Raw genomic sequence first — 11,728 nt, 5'->3', positions numbered from 1 at the left:
GAAAGTTACCGACAGTGTCATATTGGTTACATGGGAAACCATCGATGACATTGGCACAACAGCTCTGCTGCTGAAGCGTCAGAACTGCGTGTGCTTGAGCGCCTGGGTCGTCAGCTTTTCATTGCCGCAAACGGGGCCGACGATGCTCAATTCCCCGCTCGCTTCCTTGCGGGCAACCAGCACTACAAACTCGGAGTCGCCGGGATCAATATCGCGCAATTCCTGCGACGGTGCGGCCCGCAATTTCGTCAGCAGATTCTCACCGACAGAACGAACCTTTGATATCAGGCCAGAAGGTCGTCTAGCATCGCGCTCCGCATGAACAATCGCTTTCAGCCCGCCGTCATGCTGCTCGATAAATTCGGCAAAACTTCCCTTTTCCATGCCTTGGCGGGCAGCATATTTGAGCGCGGCCGCATATTCGGTCAACCGTGTCTTGTCGTAGCGGGGGCCGAATACCAGCTTGACGATCGGCGTCATTGGGGCCCGTTTCTGCACCGTCAGGCCGGACTCTTCGAGCAACAGTTTATATTGGTCTGGATAGCGCTCCGTCATCAGATAGAAATCATAGGCCCTGCCGATTGCGGCATAAAGAGCCGCACGACTGCGCTGTTCGCAATGGGCGGCATTGTCGGCGCTGTCCCGCGCGATAGACAACCAGTCGACCAGACTGGCGTCCTCATCCAAGTCATCAACGACCGGCACCTCCCTGTGAGGGTCAATAGCTTGCTCTGAAGTGAGTTCCAGGTGCGGAGGAAGATCCTGATTATCCAGATTGCCCGCATGTGGTCCGTCTGCCCAAACCGGCCCAGCGACGATCCGCGCCGGTGCGGAAAGCATCGCTGCGGACATCTCGCCTTCAATTTCAAGATGCGTGGCATCGGCGGCGACTTCTTTCCAGTTGATCACACCATAGATGAAATCAATGGTCTCATCATCGGTCGAGAAAGGCAGCAGGATCCCGCGATACATGATGGTGGAACCGCGTTGATTGATGAATTCTGCTTCAAAACCAATCGGCGCCTGATTGGCAATAATCTGCAGATAATGGTCGGTGATTCGCGAAAGCAGCGACCGCGCGGGAACGTCGGCAACCGCAGTGATCGCAACGTCGATTTCGCACTCTTCGCGCAACGCCTGACCGAGAAACTGAATGGTCGGGTTTTCGATGCCGTTGGTAAAATCAAGCAATACGCTGTTCGGCCCAAAATCAGGGTCCGATTCGGGCGACAGTTCTTCAACGCTCGGAAAAAGCCGTTCGCCCAACATCCCTGCCCAGAAATTATAGGCGCGGACATGCATCCGGCGCTCGTCCTGGCCGATACTGGGGGGAGCTTCAACCGCACCATCATCATCCGGAAAGGCAGCATATTCAGGGGCCGAATCTTCATCCTGCTCGTCAGTTTCGCCGTAATTCTTCAGGTTTTCCATGCTGCCCCATCGCGATTGCATCTATCCCAACCGGTCTTGCACCGCTCATGGTAAATATCTCGTAAATTTCGGGCAGGTGCTTTCGGGGCAATCTGCAAACGGGACTCGATCGCCATGTGAAAATCGTGCCGAATATCAATCGAGCGGCCTTGTCATGGCGAAGCTCTGCTGGTAATGGCCCGCGATCAATGAAAATGCGTGCGATCATCGCTTATCCATTTCATCGATGCCGCTTTAGCTCAGTTGGTAGAGCATCGCATTCGTAATGCGGGGGTCAGAGGTTCGAATCCTCTAAGCGGCACCACACATTTTTCCCATTTCCGAGCGTCTCTGTACCTGCCGCGATATGGCATAATTAATGCCTAGGTGCTGTCAAAGCAAAGTGGCTGATCAGTCGAGGCGCTGCTAAACGGCCTGGATGAGCAAGTCCGATAACTCATTCCGCTACTTCAATTCGTCTCCTGAAGTGATCTGTCTTGTTGTTATGCTGTACGTTCGTTTTCCGCTGAGTTTGCGGAACGTCGAGGACCTGCTGTTCGAGCGCGGCATCGATATCTGTCACGAAACCATGCGTCTGTGGTGGAACAGGCTCGGCCCGATATTTGCGGCTGATATTCGCCGGCAGCGGGTAAGCCGGATGCGCGGCTTTCGCCAATGGCGGTGCCACCTTGATGAGGTGTTCGTGAACATCAACGGCAAGCGGCACTATCTGTGGCGTGCTGTTGATCACGAAGGTGAGATTCTCGAGAGCTATGTTACGAAGAAACGTGATAAATCCGCAGCTCTGGCGTTCATGAAACGAGCGTTGAAGCGCCACGGGAAAGCGGAAACTATCGTAACCGACGGGTTGAGATCCTATCCCGCTGCGATGCGCGATCTTGGCAATGTTGACCGTCGCAATATGGGCCGCTGGCTCAACAATCGAGCCGAGAATAGTCATTTGCCGTTCCAACGACGAGAGCGCGCAATGCTGCGTTTTCGACAAATGAAAACGCTACAGAAATTCGTCTCAGTCCACGCCTCTTTTTACAATCACTTTAACTCCGAACGCCATATCGTCGACCGCCAAACTTACAAGACACAACGCTCCGCTGCACTGGCCGAGTGGCAAAATCTCGCGGCCTGACGTAATCTCGATCTGGCGTTTGGTGCGCCAATCGGGGACGAGTTGGGGTTAGACTGACAGCACCGTATGAATCTTTGGACTCAATACAACATCGCGACTTCATCAACTTAACGTGACAATGCCTCTATTACAAATGGTCGAAGGATTTTATTGAAGCTGGCAGCGCCAGTTTACTCTATTTCTTGCTGATGTCGCATGTTGCGTAATACCCATCGGATATGACTGGAAAAGCAAACCTCTGCAGAGTTGGCGTCCCCCAACAATATTGTTTCGTGCAATAGTCGATAGTTATAGATATACTGTTCCCAGTGATTGCCAGGGGCAATATCCGCCAGCAATGTCGTATAGAAACGGATATAAGGACGACGATAGAAAAACTCTACGAAACCATTTCCTGAAATCTTGTTAAGCTCCATATGATAGCGGTACAATGAATCAACAAAATCCCGGGCGTGGCGACGAGTCCAGGCTTCTTCTATGGTGCAGAACGCAATATCAAGCTGTGCTTGATATTCAGGGTTGGGCAGTTTTCCGCTGGCAAGTCTTACGCCAAGAACACAAATAGCTTCGGTAAATTCAAGGAAGTCGATCCGTTCGTCGACACTTAATCGACGGATGCGTGCCCCGCGATTGGCGACCAGTTCCACAACGCCCTCACCGGCGAGCATATGAAGAGCCTCCCGCACTGGTGCGCGGCTGACGGCATATTCATCCGCGAGATCTGCGGCGATCAAGCGTTGACCCGGCGCGAAACGCCCCGCCATGACGCCATCGACTATAGAATCCACAACATGGCTAACCAAAGATGCGTTGCCGTCCGCAGCGGCAGAAGCGTCTGGGCTCCGAGCCACCGGGGCGGCGCCATCGGATAAGTTGGTGCCATCCTCGACGGCTTCATTCCAGCCGGAGGAGCTGGAAGGCGAAGCGACTTTGTTTTCGGCCGAAATGTCGGCTTGGGCGTCCCATTTTCGAAGAGATACTTTTTCAGTCTCGCTCATGACCGCGGCTGTAGACATGCTTCGGGCTTTTGCCAAGAAATATTATACTTGTTTGTGAAGACAATATTGCATACAAAATGTTCGACTCATAAAAAGGAGAATGGTATGAGGACCATCACAGCGGAAGAATCTGTCTCAACGGAGAAAAGCGCCGTAGCGGATATAGAAAAAACTGCGATGCTCGACGGCTTGGCCCAGATCGTTGGACCAGATCGTGTTCTAAGTGACAGTAAGAGTCGTGAATTCTATTCGACCGATTTAAGCTGGAGGCCTCGCGAAATTGCCGAAGTTGTGGTTCAACCCGGATCGCTAGATGAGCTTTCAGCAGCAATAAGCCTAGCATCTTCGCGCGAGATGGCCATTGTTCCCCGCGGTGGTGGCATGAGTTATACCAGCGGCTATACCCCCCAACGCAGTGGATCAATGCTTGTCGATATGCGCCGGATGAACAAGATCGTCGAAATTAATACCGACGACATGTACGTCATCGTCGAAGCAGGCTGCACCTGGAAAGACCTTTATGAAGCGCTGGCGCCTCACGGCGTTCGCACACCTTATTGGGGACCGCTATCAGGTGCCTATGCGACGGTTGGCGGCGCTCTGTCTCAAAACAGCCTGTTCCATGGTTCGGGAACGGGCGGCACTGCGGCCGAGAGCGTTATCGGCCTGAAAGTGGTTTTGTCGGACGGCTCCGTCGTGACCACAGGCTCTTGGGCCCACAAGAACAGTAAGCCGTTTTGGCGGCATTTCGGTCCCGATGTGACCGGCCTGTTTACAGCTGACACAGGAGCGATGGGCGTCAAGGCATTGGCAGCATTGCGGCTAGTGACGACCCCGCCACATACTGGATATTTGTCTTATAAGTTCGAAACTCTCGACGCCATGCTGGCGACGCAGGTCAGGATTGCCAGATTGGGCATTGCATCGGAATGTTATGGTTTCGATCCCTATTATAATGGTGGCTTTGAAAAGCAGGGGATCACGTTCGAGGAGGGCCTGTCGATCGTCGGCAAGATCGCGCGCAAGGGCGGTCTAAAGAATCTCGGGCGTGCGGCAAAAGTGGCGATGGGCGGCAAGAAAATCCTCAAAAACGTGCCCTATTCGCTGCACATGACGATCGATGCCCACACCGAAGTGGTTGCCGCCGAACATACCGATATTGCCGCCGAAATATGCGTCGAGGAGGGCGGGACCGAAATGGTCAATTCAATCCCGACCGTCTTTCGCAATGCCCCATTTGGCGGCGTGCGGACGATCCTGTTGGGTTCAGAGGGCGAGATTTGGATACCCGTTCATGGCTATTTCCCGCTGTCACGCGCGATCGAAGCGGCCCAGAAAACGGAGGCGTTCCTGGCCGAGCGCAAGCCACTTATGGATGAATGGGGGATCAAGACCAGCTATCTGACGTGCTTTTCCGGCCCTGAGTTCGTAATTGAGCCGAGCTTTTATTGGCATGACGAACTGGGCGATTTCCGCCTGTCTCTGATCGAACCCGAATTCGCCGAAAAATGGAAATCTATTCCCGCCAATGAGCAACGCCGCAAAGTCGCCTTGCAACTTCGCGACGAGTTGCGCGACCTGTTCGATTCCCTCGGGGGGCTACATCTGCAAATCGGCAAATATTATCAGTTCGAGGAGATGATGAACAATCCGGGTCTGGCACGCATCATCAAAGGCATGAAGTCTGTGGTCGATCCCAAACATGCGATGAATCCTGGATCGCTGGGGGCATTGTCACGTTAAGTTGATGAGGTCGCGATGTTGTATTGAGTCCAAAGATTCATACTGCGGTTGTCGCAACTTTCCAGTCGGCGAAAGCATCTGCTCTGAGTTTTTTTTGAACAGGTTTCGGTTAACAAGATGACGTTGGTGGTTGAAGTGATTGTAGGTAGTGGCGTGGACGGTGAGGAAGCGTTGGGCGGAGCCGGGGATTTAAAACGCTGCATCTTTCGTTCTCGTCTTCGCGCTGGCTGATGGGAATTTTCTCCCCGATTGTTCGCACGCTTGTTGTCGACATGCTGAGCGGTAATTCGCATTTCACGAAATGCAGCGTGATAAGATCGCAGCTTGTCAGTCACGATAAGTGTAGGAACTATTTCCTGCTTCTTAAGCAGGCTGCGCATCAGCTTTCTGGCGGCTTTGGTATTCCTGCGGGACTGAACCAGAAAGTCTAAAACCGTGCCTTCATTGTCCACCGCTCGCCATAGCCAATGACGTTTTCCGCAGATGACAAGCACCATCTCATCGAGATACCAATGATCACTTGGGGCCGGGCGATTAGTTCGCAGGTTCGTTGAAACCTGAGCGCCGAATTTCAGAAACCAGCGCCGTACGGTTTCATAAGAAACGTCCAGCCCCCGCTCAGCAAGGAGATCTTCGACATCTCGATAGCTAAGGGTAAATCTAGCATAAAGACACACTGCATGGATAATCAGTTCAGGTGGAAACCGGTGACGATCGAACGATATCTTCTGCATCAGTACAGGCTATTCCAGTGCATCAGTACAGGCTATCCCAGCCTCCAGATTTTCACCAGCTAAGTTAACGTGACAAGGCTCATCGGAAAAATCAATGGGCTTTGTTCGGTGCTATCAACGTCTGTTCGTGCCGGTAATTCTCGATCCAGTTTTTGGGTGGCAGGGGCAACGGCTGGCTTTCGGACGAGCGCGCGGGAACAAATGCCGCGCGCGGCTCGGCGCTGCGGATTTGTTCGAGCCAGAAAACACCATCAAATTCACCACTATTTCCGCGGGTCGCAATCAGATCGATATCGCCGTCTTCATCCATATCCTGCGCGATAAAAGCGTCATACATTCCCCGCGCGCGGCGAGAAACGTCATGGCGTTGCCAGCCGCGTCTGGGGTCGCCGGAATTTTCGAACCATGCGATGCGCCCTACCGTGGACGAAGGGGTGACTGCCGGACTGTCGAAATCGCGCGCATCGCCGCTGTACCCGCCATCCAGAATGTTGAGGCCGGAATAGCCGCCAATAACGGCGTCGAGATCACCGTCGCCATCGAAATCCGCAAGCGTGATACCGATGACCATGTCGGGGAGAATGTCGCCGATACGGTAATAGACCCAGGGCTGTTTCAAATCCTCCGGCTGGCGGAGCCATCCCAGTGCTGGCAGGCCATGCGGGGCTCTTTTGTCCCCACAGCGCTCCATCGCACCGACTATGAGATCGAGCCGCCCGTCGCCATCGAGATCGGCAAAGGCGGACTGAAATGCAGAGGACCGGATATCGCAATGGGAGGGATCATTTCCCTGTACGATTTTGATCGGCCGTGGAAAGATTTGCACCATACCGGCGGGCGTGACGCCGGTATTTTCGAGAATATACATTTCCTCCAGCCTCCGCGCCGCTGCCAGCACATCGAAATCGCCATCGGCATCGATATCGACGGGCATGGCTGTATTGGGAACGTCTCTCGCAAAGAGCACCTGCTCGTGCCAGGCGTCCTGTCTCAGCGGATCGCCGGTAAGCGTAAACAGCGAGGTTGTCCGGTCCTCACGCGGAGCCGACGGGTCTATGATGTCGCTGGCGCCTTTGTTGGCAGCCACTATATCGGGGCGGCCGTCGCCGGTGATATCCTCGATAAAGACCCGGAGCCACGATCCGCGTCCTTGAGTGATTTCAGGAATCATTGTCTGCCATTCGGCCGATCGCGCTCGGGCACCCGGGTTGGCCAGAAAAAGCAGGTGCGCCTCCTCGCATGCAGCGACGAGGTCGGGCCATCCGTCCCCGTTCAGATCGCCAATGGCCACATCTTCGATCGCAGCAACCGAAGGACCCTCTGCGACGGTTACCAACTCCCAACGGTCAGGATCGGCGGTGCCGAAGGCAATCCGCAAATGGTTCGAATCCTCATGCACCGAGACAATGTCGGGAAACCCGTCACGGTCGATATCCGCCATCGCCAATCCGTCGCCACCGCGGATCGCAACGCCTCCGTTTATGCCCTCGCCATCAATCAGATGCTCGCGCCAGGAGATATACGAACCGTCCTGCGCTCGCGCCCGGGTCGGCGTATCCGCTACAGTCTGGACAACGGCAGAGCGCTCCCCGTTGACCGTTTGGCAACCGGCCAGAGCGAGCGGCCCCAAGAGCGCCGCCCCTATCAGGAAAGAACGAACAACAGTCATCTTAGCCTCAGGTCGCAAGAGGCACGTTGGCGGGGCTGGCATCAAGTTCGGCACGCGTCGACCGCGCCGCTATCAGATAATGGGCGGTCCCCCACAATGACGCGGTACATCCCGTGATCAGCATCCCGAAAGCCAGCGCATCGGCCATGCCCCTTGCAGTAAACCAGTCACTGAGGAAGCCAACGATGACAGGTCCAAGGCCAAGCCCGATCAGATTGATGCAAAAGAAGAAGATTGCCGAGGTCAGCGCACGCATCCGCAAGCCGACGAGCCCGTGTGACACGGCCAGCACCGGACCGAGATAGGATGCAGACAGAAAGTGGAAAAGCCCCGTGAGCAGCAATGCGACGATCAGCGTTTTGGTCGTCATCATGACCAGCAACACCGGGGTAATCGCGAACAGGAGAACGGCGGGACCCCATACATACCAGCGCGTATCTTTGCGCGCCAGCCGGTCCGCCATCCATCCACCGAAGAAGGAACCGGCGCCGCCGCCAATGCCGGCCGTCAAAGCCATCCATGTGCCGAGCGCACCAAGGCCGATATCAAAATTGCGCAGGAAATAGGACGGCAGCCAATTGCCGACGCCATAAATGATCATTGCCTGCAGGCTGCCTGCAATGGCGATATTGCGAAAGGTCTTGCGCGACCAGAGAAACTTGAGAACTTCCATGAGCGGGGGCGCAGGGGTCGTGTCGAGTTCGCGCTTTTCCGACCAGCCGCGCGCAGGCTCGCGTACCGTCAGACGCAGCAGAAGCGCAACCAGAACACCGGGCAAACCGACAACGAAAAAGGCGGTCCGCCAGCCGAAAGCCTCGGCTATCCAGCCGCCCAATGCAAAGCCGAGCAAGATCCCGATATATATTCCGATGGAGTAAATCGACAGAGCGGTAGCCCGATCCTTCTTCTCGAAAATGTCCGAGATCATGGAATGGGCCGGTGGACTACCGCCCGCCTCACCCACGCCCACCCCGATCCGCGCAAGCAGAAGCTGCGCGTAATTCTGCGCAAAGCCCGTGACAGCGGTCATCAGGCTCCAGACGGTCAAAGCGATCGCAATGATGCTGTTTCTTTTTCCCCGATCGGCCCAGCGCGCAATAGGAATGCCGCATGACACATAGAAAAGGGCAAAGGCAAAGCCTGACAGCAGGCCCAGCTGCGTGTCGGACAATTGCAGCTCGAGTTTTATCTGCTCCTGCAGGATGACGAGCAACTGCCGGTCGACAAAATTGAGAGCGTAGACCAGCGTGAGAACTGCCAAGACATAATAGCGGTAGGAGGCGGTTGCGTAAGGCGAGGACTGATCAGCGCGATCTGCTTGGCGGTCTGTCCCGGGGGTAGCCGCCCGGTTCATGAAAACTGCGCCAAATTCGAGCCCGCTGTTCTGCCATTCTCATACTGCACGATAATCACGACCATATTCTGTCTCCCATCTATTTTCGCCTCGGCGGCGACCATATTATTCATGTTCAATTGGTTGACTGGCCACCGGCCGCAACGCCGACCTGCAGTCCCCAGGATCGCCCCGCAGCCCGGCGCTGCGAAACGAACGCTTCGTTGAGTTCAAATGCGCCGCCATACGGGTCGCGAGCCAGCTCTGCGGAATTTGCAAAGCGCATGAACGCCTTGTCGTCGGCGTAACGCAGCCATTTGGGATTACCATCGCTGCGCGGCATCCCGTCACGTGCAAAACTGGTCCAATAATCGAGCATCGCAGAGGCAATCGCTGCATCGCTTTCACCGTCCGGAACGGGCCAATGCTCGGGCAGGATGGCATCATCCAGATTGCCAAATACAAAGGGAAGCTCGCTGGCATGAAAAGCACAAAGATCGCGAGTGGCGGCAGCGGGATAGCAATGATCGAAGACGTACAGATAAGACGGGATGCCTGCATCCGTCTGTCGCTTCGCGATACGCTCTGCTGCCCAGCCATATATGCCGTCTCTCAGCGCAGACAGCATCGACCCTTCCATGTCGGTTGCCGGATAGTGGCGCAGGAAATCGGCCGCAAGCTTTCCATATCCGCTCTCAATCGCGTCAGCATAAGCGGCCTCCGTCGCGGGGATGGGCGGCAGAAATATCCGCTGCGATCGTACTTCACCACTGTTGAAGCCAACCAGGACAGGCACCTTGGCCTGCTCGCCCTGATCAAAGACATCGACAATTTGCTGTGGCAGAATCGTGCCATCTATCGTTCCCTGCGGTACGAAACCGCGAGCAGTGGCGACATCAGTAATTTTTTGGGCGTCCAAAGTTCTGGCCTCTTGAATATTCCCGACGTTCAGCGCCTCAACCAATTTCGCCCCCTTCGCTTCGGCAGAAGGGAGACCAAAGCGGGATTGCGACAGTTCCGGGAAGGAGCGGCTGTTCGGGCTCTGGATGATGGCCTTGTCGAATAATCCGCGCGCCGCTGGCGAAGCCATCAGATAGGTGACGCTAAGAGCGCCAGCGGACTCACCCATGATGGTAATATTGGCCGGATCGCCGCCAAAACTCGCGACATTTTTCCGGACCCAGCGCAGGGCAGCGATCTGATCGAGCAGACCGTAATTGCCTGAGACTCCTTCTGGCGATTGTCCGGACAGCTCAGCATGGGCCATCCATCCGAGAACGCCGAGCCGATAATTCAGCGAGATGAAGACGACGCCGCGTTGCGCGAATTTTGTGCCGTCATACATGCCCAGTCCGCTGCCACCAATGCGCAGCGAACCACCATGGATCCAGACGATCACCGGAGCGTTTTCGACGGATACGGGTGCCCAGACATTCAAATTGAGACAGTCTTCCGATGTGCGCGCCGGCGGATCGTTATATATGCTCGCGGCTGGAACCTGAGGCTGGATGCAGGCAGCGCCGAAAGCAGTGGCGTCGCGCGTGCCGTTCCACGAAGCAACGGCTGCAGGCGCGCTCCAGCGCAGCGGCCCGACGGGAGGTGCCGCATAGGGAATGCCCTTGTACGTGGCAATTTGCCCGTCGCTTTGCCCGCGGAGCGCACCGTCGGCAATTTCGGTCACGGGCGCCAAACCTCGGCTCTCCGCCTTGTTCACCGAAGCGCAGCCGCACAACAACAGGCAAGCCAGAAGAATATAACAGCCGATCAGGGGACGGCAATCGACGGTTATCACGCCACGATGCTCGCACTATTGAAACAAGGGACACGTCCCGCCAGCCCGGCCAATTCGCTTCCAGCGATCATCTTCCACTCCTAGTTCGCAGGGCGTTTTTGAGAACCCCCTTGCACAGTCACTATCGAGATAGTGAATGAAATAATCAACATATTCGTCCCGCATCCGTCCGCGCGGACCGGCGCAAGACTATTTTGCCAGTTTCTCTGCTCTTTCCTGCGCGCGCTGGTCGCAAATCGTGCAAAAACCGGATGCCATGAAACTGGCCAGCCGCTCTTTCACCGCGTCAAAATCATCGGAATGGCACAAGCCGTCCGAAAGACGGTCGATACGCCCAGTCCGCGCCAGGGTCAGCATCAATGCCCCCGATACGAAATGATATCCCCAGAAAATGTCTTCCTCGGGGCAATCCGGAAGCGCCCGCTTCAGCAAATCGATGAGCCGGAGAACCACAGGGTCGAACCAGTTATCAAACATTTCCGCCCCCCATTCGGGCGTGACGGCAACCAGTGCAGCGAGCGTCCCCGCGTTGCGCCAATGGTCTCCACCATTACCGTACAGATCGAGGTTGGTATCAAGAAAAGCGAGCAAAGCACCTTTTACGGTCGGCTCATCCTCCAGATTTGCTTCATATTCATCCAGCGCCTGCATCCGGACATCATTGGCTACAATCGCACGACGCGCGAACACCTCGTCGAACAATTTCTGTTTGTCGTCGAAATAGTAATTGAGCAGCGTGTGGTGGACACCGACCTCCTTCGAGACATCCTTCAGTGTGACACCATAAAAGCCATGCCGCGAAAACAGCAGTTCAGCAGCATCAAGAATCTTCTCGATCATTTCTGCGCGCTGATCAGCCTTCGACTGGCGTTTGCCGTTTGCTGGTGTGGTCGTAGCCAATT

Annotated in this window: 8 protein-coding genes, 1 tRNA gene and 1 pseudogene; 3 read left to right on the top strand and 7 right to left on the bottom strand. The window is 55.5% G+C overall.

The window, feature by feature from the left end; genetic code table 11:
* Positions 1-78: 78 nt before the first annotated feature.
* Positions 79-1,431, bottom strand: a complete 1,353-nt coding sequence (locus tag ACN0WW_RS14780; RefSeq protein ID WP_417613638.1) for a hypothetical protein — start codon at positions 1,429-1,431, stop codon at positions 79-81.
* Between the two features lie 228 nt (positions 1,432-1,659).
* Between ACN0WW_RS14780 and ACN0WW_RS14775 the strand changes: the two genes are divergently transcribed.
* Positions 1,660-1,735, top strand: a tRNA-Thr gene (locus ACN0WW_RS14775).
* Positions 1,736-1,849: 114 nt separating this feature from the next.
* Positions 1,850-2,557, top strand: coding sequence for an IS6 family transposase (locus ACN0WW_RS14770; RefSeq protein ID WP_417613637.1), 708 nt, complete (start codon positions 1,850-1,852; stop codon positions 2,555-2,557).
* 170 nt (positions 2,558-2,727) lie between these two features.
* On the opposite strand, the gene ACN0WW_RS14765 is transcribed toward ACN0WW_RS14770, so the two are convergent.
* Positions 2,728-3,555: a GntR family transcriptional regulator gene (locus ACN0WW_RS14765; RefSeq protein WP_417613636.1), complete on the bottom strand. Its 828-nt coding sequence runs from the start codon at positions 3,553-3,555 to the stop codon at positions 2,728-2,730.
* A 105-nt stretch (positions 3,556-3,660) separates the two neighbouring features.
* Between ACN0WW_RS14765 and ACN0WW_RS14760 the strand changes: the two genes are divergently transcribed.
* On the top strand, positions 3,661-5,298 hold the full coding sequence (locus tag ACN0WW_RS14760; protein ID WP_417613635.1) for an FAD-binding oxidoreductase: 1,638 nt from the start codon (positions 3,661-3,663) through the stop codon (positions 5,296-5,298).
* A 37-nt stretch (positions 5,299-5,335) separates the two neighbouring features.
* Here ACN0WW_RS14760 and ACN0WW_RS14755 read toward each other — a convergent pair.
* The 5 genes and pseudogenes from ACN0WW_RS14755 to ACN0WW_RS14735 form a co-directional block, all read right to left on the bottom strand.
* A pseudogene (locus ACN0WW_RS14755) lies at positions 5,336-6,032 on the bottom strand (IS6 family transposase).
* Positions 6,033-6,123: 91 nt separating this feature from the next.
* Positions 6,124-7,701 carry an FG-GAP repeat domain-containing protein gene (locus ACN0WW_RS14750; RefSeq protein ID WP_417613634.1) on the bottom strand — a complete coding sequence of 526 codons (1,578 nt, stop codon included), beginning with the start codon at positions 7,699-7,701 and terminating at the stop codon, positions 6,124-6,126.
* A gap of 7 nt (positions 7,702-7,708) precedes the next feature.
* A complete protein-coding gene (locus ACN0WW_RS14745; RefSeq protein ID WP_417613633.1) occupies positions 7,709-9,055 on the bottom strand; it encodes a spinster family MFS transporter in 1,347 nt (448 codons plus the stop codon).
* Positions 9,056-9,170: 115 nt separating this feature from the next.
* Complete coding sequence (locus ACN0WW_RS14740) at positions 9,171-10,715, bottom strand: carboxylesterase/lipase family protein (RefSeq protein WP_417613632.1); 1,545 nt, start codon at positions 10,713-10,715, stop codon at positions 9,171-9,173.
* A 300-nt stretch (positions 10,716-11,015) separates the two neighbouring features.
* Positions 11,016-11,726, bottom strand: a complete 711-nt coding sequence (locus ACN0WW_RS14735) for a TetR/AcrR family transcriptional regulator (RefSeq protein ID WP_417613631.1) — start codon at positions 11,724-11,726, stop codon at positions 11,016-11,018.
* Positions 11,727-11,728: the final 2 nt, after the last annotated feature.

Source organism: Parasphingorhabdus sp. (assembly GCF_048269865.1).
Taxonomy (GTDB): domain Bacteria; phylum Pseudomonadota; class Alphaproteobacteria; order Sphingomonadales; family Sphingomonadaceae; genus Parasphingorhabdus.
This window is presented reverse-complemented; position numbering and strand designations above follow the sequence as displayed.

Coding starts and splice junctions, on each gene's coding strand:
- ACN0WW_RS14780 (WP_417613638.1), bottom strand. CDS start 1,431: ATGGAAAACCTGAAGAATTACGGCGAAACTGACGAGCAGGATGAAGAT.
- ACN0WW_RS14770 (WP_417613637.1), top strand. CDS start 1,850: ATGAGCAAGTCCGATAACTCATTCCGCTACTTCAATTCGTCTCCTGAA.
- ACN0WW_RS14765 (WP_417613636.1), bottom strand. CDS start 3,555: ATGAGCGAGACTGAAAAAGTATCTCTTCGAAAATGGGACGCCCAAGCC.
- ACN0WW_RS14760 (WP_417613635.1), top strand. CDS start 3,661: ATGAGGACCATCACAGCGGAAGAATCTGTCTCAACGGAGAAAAGCGCC.
- ACN0WW_RS14750 (WP_417613634.1), bottom strand. CDS start 7,701: ATGACTGTTGTTCGTTCTTTCCTGATAGGGGCGGCGCTCTTGGGGCCG.
- ACN0WW_RS14745 (WP_417613633.1), bottom strand. CDS start 9,055: ATGAACCGGGCGGCTACCCCCGGGACAGACCGCCAAGCAGATCGCGCT.